At 71.2% G+C, this 20,713-nt stretch carries 19 protein-coding genes; 8 read left to right on the top strand and 11 right to left on the bottom strand.

Annotation, left to right across the window (positions count from 1 at the left end; all coding sequences use genetic code 11):
* Positions 1-154: 154 nt before the first annotated feature.
* The gene (locus BLS95_RS52630; protein WP_090947165.1) at positions 155-856 is read right to left on the bottom strand and encodes a TetR/AcrR family transcriptional regulator; all 702 of its coding nucleotides are present in this window, start codon (positions 854-856) and stop codon (positions 155-157) included.
* 98 nt (positions 857-954) lie between these two features.
* Here BLS95_RS52630 and BLS95_RS52625 point away from each other — a divergent pair, with 98 nt between their 5' ends.
* Together BLS95_RS52625 and ilvD are read left to right on the top strand one after the other, a co-directional pair.
* On the top strand, positions 955-2,175 hold the full coding sequence (locus BLS95_RS52625; protein WP_090947164.1) for a saccharopine dehydrogenase family protein: 1,221 nt from the start codon (positions 955-957) through the stop codon (positions 2,173-2,175).
* A 45-nt stretch (positions 2,176-2,220) separates the two neighbouring features.
* Complete coding sequence (gene ilvD / locus BLS95_RS52620) at positions 2,221-3,870, top strand: dihydroxy-acid dehydratase (protein ID WP_090947163.1); 1,650 nt, start codon at positions 2,221-2,223, stop codon at positions 3,868-3,870.
* Positions 3,871-4,078: 208 nt separating this feature from the next.
* Here the strand turns inward: ilvD and BLS95_RS52615 are convergent, their stop codons facing one another.
* The 6 genes from BLS95_RS52615 to BLS95_RS52590 all read right to left on the bottom strand — a co-directional run bounded on the left by BLS95_RS52615 (position 4,079) and on the right by BLS95_RS52590 (position 8,954).
* Entirely contained in the window at positions 4,079-4,486 is a 408-nt protein-coding gene (locus tag BLS95_RS52615; protein WP_090947162.1) for a hypothetical protein, read from the bottom strand.
* Positions 4,487-4,703: 217 nt separating this feature from the next.
* Positions 4,704-5,090, bottom strand: a complete 387-nt coding sequence (locus BLS95_RS52610) for an STAS domain-containing protein (RefSeq protein ID WP_090947161.1) — start codon at positions 5,088-5,090, stop codon at positions 4,704-4,706.
* A gap of 44 nt (positions 5,091-5,134) precedes the next feature.
* Positions 5,135-6,112 carry a phosphotriesterase family protein gene (locus BLS95_RS52605; protein ID WP_090947169.1) on the bottom strand — a complete coding sequence of 326 codons (978 nt, stop codon included), beginning with the start codon at positions 6,110-6,112 and terminating at the stop codon, positions 5,135-5,137.
* 38 nt (positions 6,113-6,150) lie between these two features.
* Entirely contained in the window at positions 6,151-7,584 is a 1,434-nt protein-coding gene (locus BLS95_RS52600; RefSeq protein ID WP_090947160.1) for a methionine--tRNA ligase, read from the bottom strand.
* A gap of 163 nt (positions 7,585-7,747) precedes the next feature.
* Complete coding sequence (locus tag BLS95_RS52595; RefSeq protein WP_090947159.1) at positions 7,748-8,206, bottom strand: universal stress protein; 459 nt, start codon at positions 8,204-8,206, stop codon at positions 7,748-7,750.
* A gap of 124 nt (positions 8,207-8,330) precedes the next feature.
* The gene (locus tag BLS95_RS52590) at positions 8,331-8,954 is read right to left on the bottom strand and encodes a DUF998 domain-containing protein (protein ID WP_090947158.1); all 624 of its coding nucleotides are present in this window, start codon (positions 8,952-8,954) and stop codon (positions 8,331-8,333) included.
* 216 nt (positions 8,955-9,170) lie between these two features.
* On the opposite strand from BLS95_RS52590, the gene BLS95_RS52585 reads away from it, so the two are divergent.
* Entirely contained in the window at positions 9,171-10,145 is a 975-nt protein-coding gene (locus tag BLS95_RS52585; RefSeq protein WP_090947157.1) for an aldo/keto reductase, read from the top strand.
* Here the strand turns inward: BLS95_RS52585 and BLS95_RS52580 are convergent.
* Positions 10,115-11,155, bottom strand: a complete 1,041-nt coding sequence (locus BLS95_RS52580) for a sensor histidine kinase (protein ID WP_090947168.1) — start codon at positions 11,153-11,155, stop codon at positions 10,115-10,117. The two genes, BLS95_RS52585 and BLS95_RS52580, sit on opposite strands and share 31 nt — an antisense overlap.
* A 180-nt stretch (positions 11,156-11,335) precedes the next feature.
* On the opposite strand from BLS95_RS52580, the gene BLS95_RS52575 reads away from it, so the two are divergent.
* Entirely contained in the window at positions 11,336-11,887 is a 552-nt protein-coding gene (locus tag BLS95_RS52575) for a DUF1707 SHOCT-like domain-containing protein (RefSeq protein WP_245765821.1), read from the top strand.
* Here BLS95_RS52575 and BLS95_RS52570 read toward each other — a convergent pair.
* Positions 11,857-12,969 carry an aromatic ring-hydroxylating oxygenase subunit alpha gene (locus tag BLS95_RS52570; RefSeq protein ID WP_090947155.1) on the bottom strand — a complete coding sequence of 371 codons (1,113 nt, stop codon included), beginning with the start codon at positions 12,967-12,969 and terminating at the stop codon, positions 11,857-11,859. The genes BLS95_RS52575 and BLS95_RS52570 overlap by 31 nt on opposite strands.
* A 219-nt stretch (positions 12,970-13,188) precedes the next feature.
* Between BLS95_RS52570 and BLS95_RS52565 the strand changes: the two genes are divergently transcribed.
* Positions 13,189-13,551, top strand: a complete 363-nt coding sequence (locus BLS95_RS52565; RefSeq protein WP_143044295.1) for a hypothetical protein — start codon at positions 13,189-13,191, stop codon at positions 13,549-13,551.
* A 120-nt stretch (positions 13,552-13,671) separates the two neighbouring features.
* On the opposite strand, the gene BLS95_RS52560 is transcribed toward BLS95_RS52565, so the two are convergent.
* A complete protein-coding gene (locus BLS95_RS52560) occupies positions 13,672-14,772 on the bottom strand; it encodes a glycosyltransferase family 4 protein (protein WP_090947167.1) in 1,101 nt (366 codons plus the stop codon).
* Positions 14,773-14,810: 38 nt separating this feature from the next.
* Here BLS95_RS52560 and BLS95_RS52555 point away from each other — a divergent pair, with 38 nt between their 5' ends.
* The 3 genes from BLS95_RS52555 (at position 14,811) to BLS95_RS52545 (ending at position 20,191) form a co-directional block, all read left to right on the top strand.
* Positions 14,811-15,629 carry a PIG-L deacetylase family protein gene (locus BLS95_RS52555; RefSeq protein WP_245765820.1) on the top strand — a complete coding sequence of 273 codons (819 nt, stop codon included), beginning with the start codon at positions 14,811-14,813 and terminating at the stop codon, positions 15,627-15,629.
* Between the two features lie 50 nt (positions 15,630-15,679).
* Positions 15,680-16,738, top strand: a complete 1,059-nt coding sequence (locus tag BLS95_RS52550; protein ID WP_090947152.1) for a lysylphosphatidylglycerol synthase domain-containing protein — start codon at positions 15,680-15,682, stop codon at positions 16,736-16,738.
* 78 nt (positions 16,739-16,816) lie between these two features.
* On the top strand, positions 16,817-20,191 hold the full coding sequence (locus tag BLS95_RS52545) for an ATP-binding protein (protein ID WP_090947151.1): 3,375 nt from the start codon (positions 16,817-16,819) through the stop codon (positions 20,189-20,191).
* On the opposite strand, the gene BLS95_RS52540 is transcribed toward BLS95_RS52545, so the two are convergent.
* Positions 20,181-20,696 carry a hypothetical protein gene (locus BLS95_RS52540; protein WP_143044294.1) on the bottom strand — a complete coding sequence of 172 codons (516 nt, stop codon included), beginning with the start codon at positions 20,694-20,696 and terminating at the stop codon, positions 20,181-20,183. The genes BLS95_RS52545 and BLS95_RS52540 overlap by 11 nt on opposite strands.
* Positions 20,697-20,713 lie beyond the last annotated feature (17 nt).

Genomic DNA, 20,713 nt, shown 5'->3' with positions numbered 1-20,713 from the left:
CGGTGGCCAGGTGACGGTGGCCAGGTGACGGTGGCCAGGTGACGGTGGCCAGGTGACGGTGGCCAGGTGACGGTGGCCAGGTGACGGTGGCCAGGGACCTGGTGGCGGGGCCGGGTGACACCGGCAGGGGAACGGGGGCGGGGTGGGTGGGGTGTTATGTCGTGAGTTGGGCGGATGCGCTGGAGAGGAGCATGTCGAGGGCTGTGGGGTAGGCGCTGTTGTTCATGCGGGCCACCAGTAGCGGTGCTGTCGCGGCGATGTTCGGGTGGGTGCGCGCCGGCAGCCGTGCGTACGTGTCCCGCCACACCTCCTCGTCCGCCTCCCGGGCGGGCGCGGGCAGCGCCAGGGTGGCGGCGTCCAGGATGGCGAAGGCCAGGCTCTGGTCGATGAACGCGTGATAGATGCGCACCGCGTCGGCGTCCGCGAACCCGGCCCCGCGCAGGATGCCGAGGATCGTCTCGTCGCTGGCCACCTCGTTCGGCCGGCCCGTGACCCGGCTGGCCGTCAGCAGGGCGGCCTGCGGGTGGGCCAGGTAGGCGTGGTGGATGCGCAGCCCCAGGTCGCGCAGGTCTGCCCGCCAGTGGCCGGTGGGCCGCCAGTCCGCCATCGCGTTGGCGAACACCTCGTCCGCGATGGCCAGCACCAGGTCGTCCATTCCACGGAAGTACCGGTAGACGGTGCTGGCGTCGGCTCCCAGGGCAAGGCCGAGGCGGCGGGCGGTCAGCCCGGCCGCGCCGTGCTCGCGCAGCATCCGTAGCGCGGTCTCCACGATGAGCCGGTGGGTCAGCACCTGCCCCTGCTTGGTGGGGCGCCGCCGCCGGCGCGCCGTCTCCGGCACCACCCGCTTGGTCGTCATGTTCCCACCTTATGCCAACACCATTGACGTTGAAGACTCTACTGGCGTTTGATGAACGACATACCCCACAAAAAGCGTACAAAAGGGGATAAATCGCTATGCGCATCTTGCTTGTCGGTGCCGGCGGCGTGGGAACCGCCATCACCCGGATCGCGGCCCGCCGCGAATTCTTCGACCATATGGTGGTCGCTGACTACGACCTCCCCCGCGCCAAGGCCGCCGTCGCCGCACTCGGCGAACGGGCGGCCAGATTCACGCCCGTCAAGATCGACGCCGCCGACTCGTCCGCCGTCACCGCCCTGCTGACCGAGTACGAGTGCGACGTCCTGCTGAACGCCACCGACCCCCGTTTCGTGCTGCCGCTGTTCGACGCGGCGCTGGCCGGCGGGGCCGACTACCTCGACATGGCGATGTCGATGTCCAGGCCGCACCCCGACCGCCCGTACGAGGAGGTGGGGGTCAAGCTGGGCGACGACCAGTTCGCCCGCGAGGCCGAGTGGACCGCGCGGGGCAGGCTCGCGCTGGTCGGCATGGGCGTGGAGCCCGGCCTGGCCGACGTCTTCGCCCGGTACGCCGCCGACGAGCTCTTCGACGAGATCGAGGAGATCGGCATCAGGGACGGCGCGAACCTGACCGTCGAGGGCTACGACTTCGCCCCCTCGTTCAACGTCTGGACCACGATCGAGGAGTGCCTCAACCCGCCGCTCATCTACGAGAAGGACCGTGGCTGGTACACCACGGAGCCGTTCAGCGAGCCCGAGGTCTTCGACTTCCCCGCCGGCATCGGCCCCGTGGAGTGCGTGAACGTCGAGCACGAGGAGGTCGTACTCGTCCCCCGGTGGATCCCGGCCCAGCGGGTGACCTTCAAGTACGGCCTCGGCGACGACTTCATCGACAAGCTCAAGACCCTGCACGCGCTGGGCGTGGACCGCACCGAGCCGGTCGCGGTCAAGACGGACCGCGGCACGGTCAAGGTGTCGCCGCGTGACCTAGTGGCCGCCGTACTGCCCGACCCGGCGGAGCTCGGCGACCGCATGCACGGCAAGACCTGCGCGGGCACCTGGGTGAAGGGCCGCAAGGACGGGCGGCCCCGCGAGGTGTACCTGTACCACGTGGTGGACAACCAGTGGTCGATGCGCGAGTACGGCTCCCAGGCCGTCGTCTGGCAGACCGCCGTCAACCCGGTCGTCGCCCTGGAACTGCTGGCCGGCGGCGCGTGGCATGGCGCGGGCGTGCTCGGCCCCGAGGCGTTCGAGCCCCGGCCGTTCCTGGACCTGCTGGTGGAGTACGGGTCCCCGTGGGGGATACGCGAGCAGTAGGCGGATCATGGAAGGGCCACGAACCGCATCACCGGAGGAGTGCCCTTGAGCATCGCCGAGGATCCCGACCGCGCACCGGCCCGCTCCCACCTTTACGCCATGGGCATGTCGGACGAGGACATGCGCCGCCCGACGGTCGGCATCGCCACCACCTGGACCGGCACCATGCCGTGCAACCTCACCCATCGCGAGCTGGCCGCCCACGTGGCCGACGGAGTGCGCGCGGCGGGCGGGACGCCGATGGAGTTCAACACCATCGCGGTGTCCGACAACCTCACCATGCACACGCCCGGCATGCGCGCCTCGCTGATCAGCCGGGAGGTCATCGCGGACTCGATCGAGCTCATGGGCCGGGCGCACGGCTTCGACGCCCTGGTGGCCATCGTGGGCTGCGACAAGACCGTACCGGCGGCGATCATGGCGCTGGCCCGGCTGGACGTGCCCGCCGTCGTGCTCTACAGCGGCAGCATGATGCCGGGCCGCTGGCGCGGGCGCGACGTGACCATCCAGGACATGTGGGAGGCGCTCGGCGAGCGGGCCGTCGGCCGTCTGGACCAGGCCGACCTGGACGACCTGGCCCGGCACGCCTGCCCGGGCGCCGGCACCTGCGCCGCTCAGTACACCGCCAACACCATGGGCGCCGTCGCCGACTTCCTCGGCCTGGCCCCGTTCGGGGTCGGCGACATCCCTGCGGTGGCCGAGGAGAAGAACGCCGCCGCGCGGCGGGTGGGCGAGATCGCCATGGGCGCGCTGGCCCGCGACGCCCGCCCGTCGCGTGTGCTCACCGAGGACGCGCTGCACAACGCGATCGTGTCGGTCGCCGCCATGGGCGGCTCCACGAACGCCGTGCTGCACCTGCTGGCCATCGCCCGCGAGGCGGGGCTGCCGCTGCGCGTCGACCGCATCGGGGAGGTCTGCCGCGAGGTCCCGATCATCACCGGGCTCAAGCCGAGCGGCGGCGAGCACACGGCCCTCGACCTGTGGCGGGCGGGCGGCACCTCGCTGGTGGTGCGCCGGCTGCTGGCGGCCGGGCTGCTGCGTGAGGACGTCACGCTGGTGGACGGCCGCACGCTCGCCGAAGTCGCGGCGGACGCCCGGGAGAGGCCGGGCCAGGCCGTGGTGGCGAGCGTGGCGGAGCCGTTCAAGCCGCACGGCGCGCTGGCCATCCTGCGGGGCTCGCTCGCGCCGGACGGGTGCGTGCTCAAGCTGGGCGGCAAGCAGGATTTCCGGCACGAGGGGCCCGCGAAGGTGTTCGACTCGGAGGCCGAGTGCTCGGCCGCCATCGACGCCGGTCAGATCGTGGCCGGGGACGTCGTGGTCGTCCGCTACGAGGGTCCGGCGGGCGGTCCCGGCATGCGCGAGATGCTCTCGATCACCGGCCCGCTGGTCGGCCGTGGCCTCGGTGACTCGGTGGCGCTGGTCACCGACGGGCGCTTCAGCGGGGTTTCGCACGGGCTGGTGATCGGGCACGTGGCCCCGGAGGCGTACCACGGCGGGCCGATCGCGCTGGTGCGCGACGGCGACCCGGTGGTCGTCGACAGCGCGGCGGGGACCCTGGACCTGGTGGTGCCGGAGGAGGAGCTGGAGCGGCGCCGGGCGGCCTGGCGGCGGCCCGAGCGTGCGGTGGAGCGCGGGGTGCTGACGAAGTACGTCGCCACGGTCGGCTCGGCCTCGGACGGCGCGGTAACGACCTGACCCGAACGGAACGAGCACCTGGCGGGGGCGGTTAAGCTGCAGTCAATCATGCCGTCCCCGCAGAAGGAGACCTACGCGATGTACAAGGAGTTCGCTCTCGAGGCCGTGATGTGGCTCGTCCCGGTCGTGGTGCTGATCGGAGTGGCGCTTCTCGTCACCGCGTGAGGCCAGGGGACCGGCCGGGGGTCGACCGGCCCCTGGCGGTCACTCAGCGGTAATACCGGTAGGACACCGAGGTGCGGGCGTACTTGTTGAAGGACCTGAGGTCGCCGTCCAGCCAGGTGTTCCAGTAACGGTCCAGCGTGGCGGTGCGGATCGTGCAGGACGCGTTGCGGACCTTACGGGCACGGATGGTGCCCACGCTGTCGTAACAGGTCCCGACATTGCGGCCGTTGATCGTGAGCCTGGCGTTGAGCTTCACACTGAAGAGGGTCTTGCGGGAGATGTTCGTGATGCGGACCTTGATCTGGCAGGTGTCCTTGCACCGGCCGAACGACAGCTTGGTCCGGATGAGCTGAGGTCTGGCGGCGGTCGACTCGACGGTGGCCGTGCTGGTCGCGGACGCGTTGGCGGGTGCCGCCAGGAGGGTGGTCGCGGCAGCGGCGACTAAGGCCATGCCGGCAAGACTTCTGAGCATGTGGTGCCCCCAAGTGATGAAACGGCCGCTTCCCCCTGTTGGCAGCGGCCAGTACCTGATCGAACTCTTTCAAGAAATTCGCCGGCCCGACTTTCGCCGGACACTACCGATACGAAACGGTTATCCGCTTATATCGCCCTTATGCGGCTATCTCCTGCGAAGCCCCGGGGCAGGAGCGGACCTCCGGCAGCGGGCTCTACCCGGTGTACGGCGGCGAATTCCCGGGTTCGTTGAGTTCAGCGATGGCCAGCTCGGCCGTGCTGCGGATGTCGAAGAACTTGTCCAGCGCGGTGATCGCGAAAAGGTGCTTGCACCGGCCGTTCAGCCCGGACAGCAGCAGCTTGCCGCCGGAGGCGGTGACGGCCTTGTGCAGGTAGACCAGCACGGAAAGCCCGGAGGAGTCACAGACGCTGACCGCCTGCATGTCGATGACCAGCAGCGGGGGCTGGGTGAGGTCGAGCGCCTTGGTGACGCGGTCGCGGACCTCGGCCGCGGACCCGAAGTCGAAATCCCCCGTCAGCCGCGCGATGACGCAGGGTCCCTGGAGCCCGAGGCTGATCGACAAGGCCTGGTCCGAAGTCACCCAGCTCCACCTACCTGTGCTTTGCTCTCCCGATCTGACCTACTTTACGAGAAGTAGCGTTTCGGGTTGAACACCAGCATCTGCTCAATCTGGTCATCGGTCACACCCGAGTGCAGCAGCGCGGCCAAGACGTCGTCGTGAATGTGATCGTAGCGCCAGTTCGGCGCGAGCGTGGGGCGGGCCTCGTCCCAGGTGCCCCCAAAGTAGTCCATGAAGCAGGCCGTATCGTGGCTGAGGACCATGCGGTCGGCGTATCCCCGCTGGCAGAGCGCGGCGATCGTGGCCACCCGCTGGGCGGTGGAGTTGTAGACATCCAGGCCGAATCGGTCCATCCCCAGGATCGCGCCCGTGTCCGCCATCCGCATGAGGTAGTCCAGGTCGTTGCTGTCGCCCGCGTGCCCGACGACCACCTTCGTCAGATCGACCCCCTCCTTCCCGAACAGGTCGAGGGCGAGCAGGCCGCTCTGGGCGAAGGCGTTGGTGTGCACGGTGATCGGCGCGCCGGTACGCACATGCGCCCGCGCGACGGCTCGGCAGATGCGCTCGACCCCGGGGGTCAGGCCCTTCGCCTCCACCACGCACTTGAGGAAGGCGGCCCTGACCCCGGTGTCGGCGATGCCGTCGGTGAGGTCGCGGACGAAGTCGTCGATCATCGGGTCGGGGCCGTCGATGATCAGGCCGGGGCCGCGGTACTCGTACTGGTGCGGGAGCTCCTCGAAGGAGTAGATGCCGGTGGCGACGACGATGTTGAGCCCGGGCACCTGCTCGGCGACCCGCTGGACGCGCGGGATGTAGCGGCCCAGCCCCCACACCGTCGGGTCGACGAGCGTGCGCACCCCCTTCGCGGCCACCGCGTTGAGCTTGGTGACCGCGTCCGCCACCCGGAACTCCTCGTCCCACCAGGCGCCCTTGCCGTAGTTGTCCAGATGCTCGGTGGACACGATGAAGATGTGCTCATGCATCAGGGTCTGACCGAGTTCGTCCACGTCAAGGGGGCCGCGAATCGTGTTGACGGTGGGCACGAGCACCTCCATACCGACTGGTTGGTCGCGCCGCCAACCTAGGCTCCTATGCGATCTCCGTCAACCTTCGCCGCGAGCCGCCGGAACAGCGGCTCCGGCGGCGGCAGCCGGTCCCCGCGCACCGCCGCGGCCACCCGCGCCGCCGCCGTCGGCAGGAAGGGCTCAAGCTGTACGGCCAGCTCCCGGCACGCGTGCACGAGCGTGGCCAGCGACACCTCCTGCTCCGCCCGGGACTGCCGCCACGGCTGGGCCTTCTCGACGTACTTGTTGGCCTCCTCGACGATCGTCCACACGGCCGCCGCCGCCCGCCGGAAGTCGAACTCCTCCAGCGCCTCGTGCACCGCCTCGGACACCTCGGCCAGCGGTCGCGCGGGGACCTCGGGCACCCGGCCGCCCAGGAACCGGTGCACCATGGTGACCACCCGGTTGACCAGGTTCCCCAGGCCGTTGGCCAGGTCCTCGTCGGCCCGGCCTGCCAGCCGTTCCTCGGTGAAGTCGGCGTCGCCGACGCGCGGCACCTCGCGCAGCAGCCACCACCGCACGGCGTCCACCCCGTACGCCTCCACCAGCGCGAGCGGGTCGGCGGCGGTGCCCGACGACTTGCTGATCTTGCGGCCGTCCACCGTGAGGTAGTCGTGCACGAAGATCTCGGTGGGCAGCGGCAGCCCGGCCGACAGCAGCATCGCCGGCCAGTAGACCGCGTGGAACCGGATCACCCCCTTGCCCATCAGGTGGGTCTTGCGGCCCTCCGACACCCACCAGCGCCCGTAGTCGCCGTCCTGGAGCGCGGTCACGTAGTTGGCCAGGGCGTCCCACCACACGTACACCACCTGGTCGGGGTCGCCGGGCACCGGGATCCCCCACCCCCGGGCGCGTACGGCCGAGCGCGAGACGCTGATGTCGGCCAGCCCCGCCCGGACGAACGCCAGCACCTCGTTCCGCCGCCCGGCCGGCTCGATCCTGAGCCGCCCACCGTCGATCAGCTCCAGCAGCGCGTCCTGGTAGCGGGACAGCCGGAAGAACCAGTTCTCCTCCGACACCCGCTGCAGCGGCGCCTCGTGCCCGTCGGGGCAGGGGTCCGCCGGGTAGAACTGCTCGCAGCCCACGCAGTAGAGCCCGGTGTAGTGGCGCTGGTAGAGATCGTGGCGGGTGGCCGCCCAGATGCGCTCGACCCCGGCGCGGTGCCCCGGATGGCTGCTCGTCCTGATGAACGAGTCGAAGGACAGGTCCAGCGGCCGCCGGAGCCCCTCGAACGCGGCCGCGTTCCTGTCCACCAGCTCGCGCACCGGCACGCCCTGCGCCTCGGCGGCCAGTACGTTCTTCAGCGAGTTGTCGTCGGTGCCGGTCTGGAACCGTACGGGCTCGCCCCGCCGCCGGTGGTGCCGGGCCAGCACGTCGCCCTGGACGAGCTCCAGGGCGTGCCCGAGATGCGGCCGGGCGTTGACGTAGGGGATGGTCGTCGTGATGTACATCGGATGCCTCCAAGGGCCCCGGACACGACGAGAGGCCCCGCTCGCAGGGCCTCGACAAGACGTCGCCGGTGAAAGCCCCTAGGGGGCCATCATCACCAGGCAGGTCGTCATGCCCGCCATGCTAGCCCGCTGTAGGCGGACCCCGCCAGCCGATAAGGCCCCGTCAGTCGGCCTTCTCCGGGGCGGGCACCACCAGCACCGGCCGTCTGGTGTGGTGCAGCACCCGGTCCGACGTGCCGCCCAGCAGCAGCGAGCGCATCCCGCCGAGCCCGCGCGTGCCGGTCACGATGAGGTCGGCGTCGATCTCGTCGGCGACGTCCACGATCGTCGACCAGACGGACAGCGAGTCCGTGTCGCAGCGCGCGCTCGCCTCCAGCCCCGCCTGCCGGGCCAGCTCCGCGCCCTGCTCGGCTAGCTGCCGCATCGCCTCCCCGATCGCCTCGTCCTCAAGACCGGACTGGTCGAGCGTCAACATGAGCCCCGCCGAGGCCCGGGAGGCGGCCATCGCCACCCGCTCCCACACCGTCAGCACGACCGCGCGCTGCCCGGGCATGATCCGGCCCGCGACGGCGATGGCCGCCTTGGCATCGTCGGAACCGTCATACGCCACCAGAATCGTCATTTCAGTCCTCCCGCGTCAAAGTAGGCACATCCCCTTTCCCGATCAACGCGTTTCACGCATCTGGGCAGCGAAAAGGCCCCCGGGACGCCGAGCACCCGGGAGCCTGCAAGACGACGCCGGCCGGTTACGCCAGGGCGGCCCCGACCGCGGCGTGCCGCACCCCGGGCCGCAGCATCGACAGCGCGGCCAGCGCCAGCACTCCCAGTTCCGTGACCACCACGACCCGCTGGGTCAGCCCGGCCGGGATGTCGTCGTTGGTCAGCGGCACCCCGAACATCCGCACCACGTACGGGATCACCACCAGCAGCAGCGCCCCGAGCGCGATCCCGCTGAGGACGCGCACCGCCTTGGCGTGGCGGATGCGGGCCCTGGCGAGCAGCAGTCCCACCACGGGCATCACCAGGAAGGCCACGAAGGCGGCGTAACGGTGGATGCCGCCCGACAACGACAGCGGCACCCCGGGCCGGTCGGTCGGGAAGGCGCCGATCAGGAACATGCTCGCCGCCCACGTCAACAGCAGCGCGAAGACCCAGCGGCTCATCCCGGCCCGGCGCAGCGCCTCGGCGATCAGCGTGGCGCCGATCGCGAACAACGTCAGCGAGGCGGGCAGCAGCCAGCCGCCGGTGTGGAAGGCGTACTCACTGATGACACTGTGCATGGGGTCGAGCCCCGCCTCGGCGTGCAAAGTGAGCATGGCGCCCGTTCCGGTGCCGATGGCCGCGAACCCGCTGACAAGCAATCCCTTCATGCCTACAAAAGTCCTGGAAAGCGGCCACGCGCAGTATCGGAGATGGACCCCAACCGGCCCTGAAGGATCCCTTAATACCTTGGTCGGTGTCTCCCCTGAGAGCACCTGGTGACCTGTGCGAACACGACCCTTGGTAGGGTCCGCCTCCTCAGGGTGGGTACAGGGGTCCGCACCCCGGTTTGACTTAGAGCGCGCTCTAAGGGCGAACCTGGTGTCATGAACAAGCGCACTCTAGGGCAGGGCAACCTTCAGGTCTCCGCGCTGGGGCTCGGGTGCATGGGCATGTCCGAGTTCTACGGCCAGACCGACGACAAGGAGTCGATCGCCGTCATCCACCGCGCGCTCGACCTCGGCGTGAACTTCCTCGACACGGCCGACATGTACGGCAGGGGCGCCAACGAGCAGCTCGTCGGCCGCGCCATCAAGGACCGGCGGGACGAGGTCGTGCTGGCCACGAAATTCGGCATCAAGCGTGAGGGCACGACCCGCTCCGTCGAGAACAGCCCCGAGTACATCAGGGCCGCCTGCGACGCCTCGCTGCGCCGCCTCGGCGTCGACCACATCGACCTCTACTACATGCACCGCCGCAATCCGGAGGTGCCGATCGAGGAGTCGGTCGGCGCCATGGCCGAGCTGGTCAAGGCCGGCAAGGTCGGCCACCTCGGCCTGTCGGAGGTGGGCGCGGACACGCTGCGCAGGGCCGGGTCGGTGCACCCGATCGCCGCCCTGCAGAGCGAGTACTCGCTGTTCACCAGGGACCTGGAGGCGGAGATCCTGCCGGTGGCCAGGGAGCTGGGGGTGGGGCTGGTGGCGTACTCGCCGATCAGCCGCGGTTTCCTGGCCGGCACGGTGCCGCCCGCCGACGAGCTGCCCGACGACGACTTCCGCAAGTGGATGCCGCGCAACTCGGGCGAGAACGCCGCGCACAACGCGGCGCTGGCGGCGGAGGTGAAGAAGATCGCGGACGCGGCCGGGGTGACCGCGGCGCAGATCGCGCTGGCGTGGGTGCTCGCCCAGGGTGAGGACGTGGTGCCGATCCCGGGCACGAAGCGGCTGAAGTATCTGGAGGAGAACGTGGCCGCCGCGGACATCACGCTGACGTCCGAGCAGCTCGACGCGCTGACGGCGGCCGTGCCCGCGGACGCGGTACGCGGCACCCGTTATCCCAACATGTCGGAGATCGGACGCTGATCCAGCCGGTCCGGGAGGTCCGGTCCATGCGGAAGGTCCGGATGGTCCTGCCTCTCCGGGAGGTCCTGCCGGCCCCGGAGGTCCTGCCGGTCCGGGATGTCGAAGTAGACGCGGACCGCGGTGCCGCCGGCCCCGGTGTGGACGCGGACGAGGTCGCTGAGCAGGTTGACGATGAGCAGCCCGCGCGAGCCCGCCGCACGCGGATCGACGGGCTTCCGCCCGGCCAGCGGGTCGGTGATGTGGCCCGCGTCGCTGACCTCGCACACCAGCCGCCCCTCCGCGACCCACACCCTGATCAGCCCCGCGCCGCCGCCGTGGTCGAGGCTGTTGGCGCCGAGCTCGGCCACGGTCAGCCGGACGTCGTCGCGCCGGTCCTTGCCGAACCCCAGCTCGGCGGCCCGGCGCCCGGCCAGGCCCCGCACGGCGGACAGGTTGCCGTGGTCGAACCGCAGCGAGACGAACTCAGCGGGCTCGTCGAACGGCCGGTTGTGCCCGTCGATCACCAGGTCCGGCGCGTAGTCGGCGCTGGGCCACTCCCCCGTGGCGTCCCGCAGCACGGGATGAGTGCGGGCGGCCTCGCGGAGGATCGCGGGATCCAGGCGCTCGGCGTCGTACGGGCACAGGATCGTCATGTGCCGCCCCGCGAACGACAGGTTGATCAGAGCCTCGTGCTGCGCGCACGCGGGATATTCGGTCGCCGTCCGGCCCGGCCAGATCGGCTCGCCGATGATCCACACGTGCCGGCCGTGATGCCGGTCGGCGAAGTCACGCAGCACGGCGGGGATGATCCGCCCCGGGTTGCGCCCGGCCCTGCTCATGTCGAGCAGGTGCACGGCCTCGGCGTCGGAGCCCAGCGCGGCCTCGATCAGGCCGAGATTGCCGGCCGGGACGGCGACCGCGACGGGCTCTCCGGCGGCCAGCCCGGCCCGCACGAAAGCCGTGGTGGCAGCCAGATATTCCCGCTCCCCCCGATAGAAGAGCGCCGGGTGTAGGAAGGGTTCCGCCAGCATCAGCACCAACGCTACCCAACGGGAACGACTTCATGACGAACCATTGGGTACGTACGTGTCGTGAAGAGAGTCCAGGTCACCCCCCGCCCCCGGCCGATCCGACGACCGGCTCCCGTCGATCTGCGCACCCCTTCTGGCCGACATCTCCCGTTCTGAGCGCCGCGAACCTATGCTCAAGGCATGTCGGAATTGCAGATGCGGGTCTCCGACGAGGACCGGGAGCGCACCGCGCGGCGCCTGCAGCACGCGTTCGCCGAGGGCCGCCTCAACCAACTGGAGCTCGAAGACCGTCTTGAGCTGGCCCTGAGCGCGAAGACCTATGGCGACCTCCTGGGCCTGATCAGTGATCTGCCCCAGGAGCAGCCCCCGGTCAGCGACGTGGTCGAGCTGGAGGCGAAGAACGGCCACCTCAAGCGTTCCGGCGACTGGGCGGTCCCGCGCCGGCTGCGGGTGACCTCCAAGCACGGCAGCGTCGACCTCGACCTCTCCGAAGCCGTCATCGACCACCAGGTCGTCGAGATCGAGCTCAACCTCACCTACGGCTCGGCCCGGATCACCCTGCCCGAGGGCGGGGTGGCGAACGTGGACGGGTTCAGGAGCGACTGGGGCCACGCGACCTCAAGCGTGCCGAGCAGGCCCCGCCCCGGCGCGGTCCACGTGGTGATCAGCGGCCGGTCGAAATACGGCGGCGTCACGGTGCGCTATCCGCGCAAGCGCTGGTTCACCCACTGATGGAAGGCCGAGATGTGGTGCTCGCTGGGCACCAGCACCCCGCCGTCCCGGTAGGCGCGTGACGACATCCCCGGCTGGGTCTGCTCGCATGCCGCGAAATCCTGCTCGTTGACCCGGTGGAACAGCTCGACCGACGCCGACAGGTCCGCCCCCGAGGCGACCACGTCGGGGTGGTAGAGCCAGTCGCACTCGACCACCGTCCGGTCCACGGCCAGCGGGAACATCCGGTGCATGATCACGTGGTCGGGCACCAGGTTGACGAAGACCTGCGGCTTGACGGTGATCGCGTAATAGCGGCGGTCCTGCTCCGGGGCCACGCCGGGCAGCTTGCCGAACCCCGCGCGTCCGTCCACGGTGAACCCCTCCGCCCGCTCGGCGAACGCGGCGCCGTGGCCCACGTAGGACTGGGCCGCGTAGCCGCCGACGAACTCCGGCAGCACGGCGGTCAGCTCGGGGTGGATCGTGGCGCAGTGGTAGCACTCCATGAAGTTCTCGACCAGGAGCTTCCAGTTGGCCGCGACGTCGTAGACGATCCTGCGGCCGAGCGCGAGCCCTTCCACGTGGTAGTGCTCGATGGCGGCGGGGTCGCCGAGCCGCTCGGTGGCCGCGTACGTCACCGTCTCCTCGAACGAGGGCGGCCGCTCGGCCAGGCACACCCAGGCGTAGCCGAGCCATTCGCGCAGGTGCACGGGGACCAGGCCGTATTCCACCCGGTCGATGTCGGGCATCCGGGCCAGGTTGGGCGCGGCGGCGAGGCGGCCGTCGAGGTCGTAGGACCAGGCGTGATAGGTGCACCTGATCGTGCGCCTCACCTCGCCGCTGTCCTCCAGGCACAGCCGGGCGCCGCGATGCCGGCACACGTTGAGGAAGGCGCGCAGCCGGTCGTCGCGGCCGCGTACGACGATCACGCTCTCCCTGCCGACCTGGACCGTCCTGAACGCGCCCGGCGCGGCCAGGTCCGCGGCCCGGACCGCGCAGAACCAGAGGTTTTCGAAGATCCTGGTCTGCTCGTCGGCGAACACCTCCGGGTCGGTGTACGAACGGCCGGGCAGCGTGGAGATCAAGCTGGACGTGGTGGTCAACCCGCACCCCTTGTTGCGTATTACGCACCGAGTTGCTCTATATGCGAATATTCGGGCGGGCCTCACGAGGTGTCAAGGGGCCGTCGCCCGCCGGGCGTTCCCCGGCCGCGGCGCGGATTTACGCTCACTTGACGCCCGCGGTGTTAGTGGGGTGCAAGTGACGATCAAGCGCTGATCCATAATGTTCCCTTCGTTAGTAAATCTACGAAGGGCACGGAAATGACACCCCCTCGTCGTCGCCTCGCCGTTGCGGCAGCGACGCTGACTCTTGCCGTTCTCACCACGTCCTGTGGTGCGGTCGGCCAGGCCGTGGACTGCGCCACGCTCAGCCAGGAGATCACGAAGATCACGAGTGAGCTGAGCGCCGCGGCGGCCGACCCCACGGCCATCGAGAAGGCGAGTCAGGACGCCTCAGGGAAGCTCAAGACCCTCGCGGGCAAGTACGACGGGGAACTCGCGAGCGCGGTGAACGACCTGGCGACCATCTTCGGGAGCGTGAACTACGACGACCCGACCGCCACCACGAACGCGATGTCGAAGATCCCCGAGATGCAGGCCAAGATCGTCTCGGCCTGCGGCTGATCGACGCGGCCGCCGCGTACCGGCCTGTGGGGGGCAGGTCGCGGCGGCGGTCGCGTCCCGACCGGTCGCCGCACCGCCCGTGGGGGGCAGGAAGGTGCGGCGGCCGTGTCATGTAAGGGGCTATGAGGGGCCGCTTCGTGACCGGCGCGCCGCCTGCTCGTACGCCCGCTCGAACCCCTCCAGCACGGTCGGCCACGAGCCCGCGGCGGGCGGCGTGGAGCGATTGTGCGCGGCCATCGCCTCGCGCAACTCCGCGTCCACGCACAACCGCGCCACCGCCCGCGACAGGTCGCCGAGCGTGCGCCCGAGCAGGCCCTCCGTGCCGTGTTCGACGAAGTCGGCCACCCCGCTCTGCGCCCTGGCCACCACCGGCAGCCCCGCCGCCCGCGCCTCCAGCGCCGCGATGCCGAACGACTCGCGCGGCGCGGGCGCCACGAACACGTCGGCCGACTCCAGCACCTTGGCGATCTGCTCCCTGGTGTAGCGGCCGGGCAGGGAGACCCAGCCGGTCATGCGGTGCCGGGCGAGGAAACGCTCCATCTGGCCCCGGGCTGGACCGTCGCCGACGATCGTGGCCCGCAGGGGAATCTCCGCGGGCACCCGCGCCCGTGCCGCCTGGAGCAGCTTCAGCAGGCGTACGGGCTGCTTTCGCGGCGCCAGCCGGCCGACCGCCACGATGTGAACCTCGTCACCGCGCCGCGGAGTCCCCGGCGGCGGCGCCCAGCCGGACAGGTCGAGGCCGTTGGAGATCACCCGCACCGGCACCGCCGGCCCCGCCACCGCGCGGATCGGGGCCGCGGCGGCGTTGCTGACCGTGGTGGCCACCAGCCCCCACCTCTGCCAGCCGAACACCAGCCGCAACAACCGGTAGGCCCCCCGCGTGAGCGGATCCCACATGCTGTGCACGGTCACCACGCACGGCACCCGCGCCCGCACCGCCGCCCGCACCCCCATCCAGGCGAACGGCGAGACCGCCCCCGCGTGCACGTGCACCACGTCGGGCCGGTCCGCGGTGATGCGGCGGATGAGCCGTCCCACGCCGAACGGGTGCACCGGCAGGTCGAAGGGCATCCTCGCGACGATCCTGTGCACGCCGGGCAGCGGCTCCCCCCGGGTCGCCGTGGCCACCGACACCTCGTGCCCGGCCTCCCGCTGCATCCGCACGAGGTCGGCGACCTGAACCTCGATTCCCCCCAGTCGCGGCAGGTAACAGTCACTCACGTGGAAGATCCGCACCCCTCCCAGACTAATCTGGGCGTGTGCCTCCACGTACCGCTGTGTTCTTCCATGCCCATCCCGACGACGAGGCCCTGCTGACGGCGGGCACCATGGCGATGCTCGCGGCCGAGGGACACCGCGTGGTGCTCGTGGTGGCCACCGCGGGCGAGCGCGGGCTGGCCGAGATGGAGCCGGGCGAGGCTCTCGGCGAGACCAGGCTCAAGGAGCTCTACAAGTCGGCCGCGCTGCTGGGCTGCGCCCGGGTGGAGTGCCTCGGCTACGGCGACTCGGGGCTGAGCCCCAAGGGCGGCATCGCCGAGGACCGGCCGGACAACGCCTTCATCGACGCCGACAGCGAGGAGGCTGCCAAGGCGCTGGCCGCCATCCTTCAGGAGGAGCAGGCCGACGTGGTGGTGATCTACGACCCCGCGGGCGGCTACGGCCATCCCGACCACGTGCAGGTGCACCGGGTGGGCAAGCGGGCGGCCAAGATCGCGGGCACGAAGGTCGTCCTGGAGGCGACGGTCAACCGCGACCCGCTGGTCAGGCTGCTGCGGGTGGCGGGCAGGTTCTACAAGTTCCCGCCGGAGTTCGACGTACGGACGTTCGAGAGCGCCTACTCGTCGAACGAGACGATCACCCACCGGGTCAACGTCCGGAAATACACCAGGCAGAAACGGGCCTCCATGTCCGCGCACGCCTCCCAGGCCAGCGGCGGCGACAGCGACCGCACGCTCGCCGTCATGCTCAAGGTCCCGCGCCCTCTCTACCGGCTGGTCTTCGGCACGGAGTGGTACGTACGCCGCGACCTCCCCCCGGGCACCCGCCTCACTCATCCCTTCGATCGGTGGCCGAACTAATACTTGAGTCTGACGAGGCCCCCCGTCACCAACGGGCAGACTGGATCCCGATGAAGAACAAGTGGCTCCAGATCATCCTCTCCGTGCTGTCGCTCGGCCTGGCCGCGCTGCTCGTGTTCTACCTGCCGCAGCTCGTGCACGCGCTCACCGGCAAGCCCGTCTCCTGGCAGCAGATCCTCCAGGTGTTCGGCACGCTCGACGGCGGCGAGATCGCGCTGATGACCGCGCTGTGGCTGCTGAGCCTGCTGGCCTACACGTTCGTGCTGACCAGCTCCCTGCCCGGCCTGAACAACCTTCAGGGCCTCACGCTCAACGCGGCGGGCAGCGCGGTGAGCAACCTGCTGCCCTTCGGCGGGGCCGTGGGGGTGGCGCTGTCCTTCGCCATGACCAGGGGCTGGGGCTTCACCAGCCGCGCGTTCGTGGTCATGACGCTGGTCAGCGGCATCTGGAACACGTTGTTCAGGTTCATCCTGCCGGCCGTCGGGATCATGGCGCTGCTGGCGGCGGGCAAGGCGCCCAACCCGACGGTCGCGAGCGCGGGCTGGACGGGCGCGGTCTCGATCCTCGTGTTGTGCGCGGTCGTGGCCGCCGCCCTCTACTGGGACCGCGCGGCGAACGTGCTCGGCCGCGCGGTCGACGGCGTCGTCCGGCTGCTGCGGCTGAAGTTCCACGCCTCGCAGGCCTTCCAGCGGCTGCGCGCGGACACCGCGGGCGTCGTCAGGACCCGCTGGCCGGGGTTGTCCCTCGGCATGGTGTTCTTCCTCGGCTTCCAGTGGGCGATCATGGCGGCCTGCATGCACGGCACCGGCGCCTGGCCCGGCCTGGCCGAGTCGATCGCCGTCTTCGCGCTCTCCAGGGTCCTGACCAGCGCTCTGATCACGCCCAGTGGCGCCGGGATCATGGAGAGCGGCGTGGCCGCGCTGCTGATCACCTTCGGCGTGCCGGCCACTCCCGCCATCGCGACCGCACTGCTCTTCGGCTTCTGGACTTACACTATCGAGATCCCGTTCGGTGGCCTGGCTCTGGGCGCGTGGGCGCTCCTGCGCAGGCGCAACGGCCGGAACGCCGGCGCGGAGCCCCCGTCCGCGATCCCGAAGGCCACCCGGTGACAATCCCAAACCCAACAGATGCTAATCAACCACGGGACTTGTGCGTGATTCCTAGGCACGCATAGCGTGGCGGCTGACATGGTGGCGTTCCGAGTTCTGGGGCCAGTCGAGGCGTACGAACACGACGACGAACTCGACCTCGGCGGGTTGCGGCAGCGGGCCGTCCTCGCCCGACTGCTCGTGGCACGAGGTCAGGTCGTGCCAGTTGACACACTTCTTTACGATCTGTGGGACGACGACGCAGCCAAGGGCGCGCAGTCGGGCCTGCAGGTCTACATCTCGCGCCTGCGCCGGGTGCTGGAGCCGGGCCGCCCGCGCGGCGGGCCCAACCGGCTGCTGGTGACGGTCGCCTCCGGCTACGCGTTGCGGGTGGCCCCCGACCAGGTCGACGCGCTCAGGTTCGAGCAGCTCGTACGCGCGGCGGGCGAGCACCTGGAGGAGGGCGACCCGCAGTCCGCCCGCGGCCGTCTGGAGAAGGCGCTGGGCCTGTGGCGCGGCACCCCCTACTCCGACTTCGCGGACCAGCAGTGGGCCGAGGCCGAGGTCAACCGGCTGGCGGAGCTGCGCGTGGTGGCCCGCGAGCGGCACTGCGACACCGGCCTGCGGCTGGGCCTGCACGCCGAGACCGTGCCCGACCTGGAGGCGCTCACCACCGAGCACCCGCTGCGCGAGGAGGGCTGGCGGCTGCTCGCGCTCGGCCTCTACCGCTGCGGCCGTCAGGGCGACGCGCTGGCCGCGCTGCGCAGGGCCAGGAACATCCTGGCCGACGAGCTCGGCATCGACCCCGGGCCGGCGCTGCGCAAGCTGGAGTCCGACATCCTGGCCCAGTCGCCCGAGCTGGAGCTGGCCACCCCGGCCCGGCCGCCGAGGCCCGCGCCGGTCACCGACACCTGGCCGCCCCGGCCGGCCACGCCGGTCGAGCCGCCGCCGCTGGAGCCGGAGCCGTTCGTCGGCCGCGACGCCGAGCTGGCCCGGCTGACCACGGCGGCCTCCCGCACCGGCCGGTTCCAGGTCGCGATCGTTACCGGGGTCGCGGGCGCGGGCAAGACCACGCTGCTGCGCCAGCTGGAGAGCAGGCTGGCCACGGACGGCTGGATCGCCGCCTCCGGCGCCTGCCCCGACTCCAGCGCCACCCCGCCCGGCTGGGCCTGGGTGGAGATCCTGCGCGCGCTCACCGAGACGACGGGCGCGGGCGAATACGCGCAGCTGCTCGCGCCGCTGCTCGACGACGCCGCCCCCGACCCCGACGAGGACGAGGTGTCCGGCGGGTTCCGGCTGCACCGCGCGGTCGGCGGCTACCTGGCCGGGGTGGCGCGCCGCGCGCCGGTGCTGCTGACGCTCGAAGACCTGCACTGGGCCGACGACCAGACGCTCGCCCTGCTGCGGGCGCTGCCGAGCCTGCTGGCGACCAGCCGGGTGCTGCTGGTGGTGACGTGCAGGGAGAGCGAGCTCGACGACCGCCAGTCCGACGTGCTGGCCGCGCTGGCCAGGCTGGGCCCGGTGCGGGTGGGCCTGTCGGGGCTCGATCCGAAGGCCGTGGCCGAGCTGGTCAGGGCGACGTGCGTACGCGAGATCGACGAGGACGCGGTCGAGTCGATCGTCGAGCGCACCGGCGGCAACCCGTTCTTCGTCCGCGAGACCGTGCGCCTGCTCGACTCCGAGGGCGCGGCCGACCGGGCCAGCGCGACCGAGGTGCTCTCGCGGGTGCCCTCCGGCGTGCGTGACGTGCTGCGGCGGCGCATCTCGCGGCTGCCGGCCGGCGCGCAGCAGATCCTGCTGCAGGCCGCGGTGATCGGCCGGGACGTCGATCTCGACGTGCTGGTGGCCGTGGCGGTGGACGAGGAGTCCGTGATCGAGGCCGTGGAGGCGGCGCTGCTGGCGGGGCTGGTGACGGAGCCGGGTCCCGGGCTGCTCAGGTTCGACCACGACCTGGTGCGCGACACGCTCTACTCCGACGCCTCCCGGCTGCGCCGCACCCGGCTGCACGCGGCAGTGGCCTCGGTGATCGAGCAGCGCACGCCGTCCGACGTGGCGGCGCTGGCCCACCACTACTTCCTGGCCGACGCGGCCGGGAAGGCGGTGCACTACGCGGGGCTGGCGGCCGAGCAGGCCGAGCGGCGGTTCGCCCACCGCGAGGCGGCCACGCTGTGGGAGCAGGCCATCGCCGCGTTCGACCGGTCGCGCAACGACGACCAGGGCGGCCCACAGGAGCCCGAGCGCGCCAAGGAGCGGCTGCGGCTCATGCTGCGCCAGATCAGGGCGCTCGCGCTGTGCGGTGACATGACCGCGGCCAGGATGCTGCGCCGCCAGGCCATGGACGCGGCGCTGCCGCTGGGCGACCTGGAGATCACCGCGAAGGTGGCGGCCTCGCTGGCCGTGCCGCACAAGGGCATGGCCCGCGACTTCACCCGCACCGCGTGGGAGATCGTCGACGTCACCGAGAAGGCGCTCATGGAGCTGCCCGCGGGCGAGCAGCGGCTGCGGGCCAGCCTGCTGACGACGCTCGCGCTGGAGCTGGAGGGCTCCTCCTCGCCCGAGCGCGGACGGCAGGCCTCGCTGGAGGCGCTGGAGCTGGCCAGGCAGAGCGGTGACCCGGCGCTGATCGCGGCGGCGCTCAGCGGACGGCTGCGCCAGTCCTACGACATCCCCGCCGTGGACACCCGCGAGAGCATCGGCCGCGAGTTGCTGGAGGTGGCCCAGCGCTCCGGGCAGATGGCCACGCAGGCGCTGGCGCACCTGGTGCTGCTGGAGTGCGCGGCGGCCCGGGGCGAGTTCGCGGTCGCCGACGAGCACGCGGCCGCCGCCGACACCCTGGCCAGACAGTACGACCTGTCGGCGCCCGCCGCGGTCGTCGTCTGGTACGCGGGCCAGCGGCAGATGATCGCCGGCGACTACGAGAGCGCCGAACGGACCTACCGCGAGGCGGCCAGGATGACGCAGCGGGCCGGCATGCTGGAGGGCCGCCAGGACCTGCCGCTGATCACGCAGTTCTGCCTGCACCTGGTGGCGGGCCGGGCGGCCGAGACGGTCGATCTGCTGGCCGAGAAGCACATGCAGGGCGCCAAGTGGACGCTCGACGCCTACGCGCTGGCGCTGGCCTCGGCCGGGCACCTCAACGACGCCAAGGCCGTGGCCGCCACCCGCCCGCCGGTGCGGCCGGACTTCCTCTACGAGCTGGCGATGACCTGGCGGGCGCTGGCCGGGATGCTGCTCGACGACCGGGAGCGGATGGTCGACTGCTACGACAAGCTCAAGCCGTTCGCCGACCGGGTGGCGGGCGCGGGCACCGGCGTGGTGGCGCTGTGGCCGGTGGCGCTGACGCTCGGCGACCTGGCCGTGCGCCTGGGGCAGCCGGAGGCCGCGCGTGACCACTACAAGAAGGCTCTTGAGGTGGCCGAGCGGGTCGGCGTGCCACGCTGGGTGGAGGCGGCGCGGCAGTCGGTCAGCAGCTGACCTGGAAACGGTCGCTCTTGATCGCCTCGGCGCCCGCGACGGACAGCTCAACGCGATACCAGCCCGGGTCGCCGGAGACGTGGAGCCGCCACTCGGCGGTGTCCGTGCCGCCGGAGAAGCCGTCGTAGTCCGCGAGATAGGTGCGCCAGGTCTTGGTGGCCTGGCTCCAGCGGGTGAGCTTCCAGCCGTACGTCACGAACTGGGCGGGGTCGGACCGGGTGGTCCTGCCCCGGGCCACGTACTCCTTGGCGCAGTGCCCGCTGCCGCCGGCCAGGGCGCTCAGGGTGACCTCGCCCACCTTGACGGGGGCGGCGATCTTCTCGATGACCGGCAGCTCGCGGGCCGACAGGACGATCTGGTGGGCGGGGCGGGCCTGCGTGCCGGCGGTGGCGTTGCTGTAGGCGGAGAAGCCGACGTACGCGCTGGTGAAGGCGAGGGCCGCCACGAAGAGCTTGGCCGCGTTCGCGCTGCCGGTGGCCAGGACGGCCGTGCTTCTCGTCGTCATCTTCAACACCCCTTCTG

Origin of the sequence: Nonomuraea jiangxiensis, assembly GCF_900099965.1 — a bacterium.
Lineage (GTDB): Bacteria > Actinomycetota > Actinomycetes > Streptosporangiales > Streptosporangiaceae > Nonomuraea > Nonomuraea jiangxiensis.
Note: the sequence above shows the minus strand (reverse complement) of the source record. Positions and strands in the feature narration are given on the sequence as shown.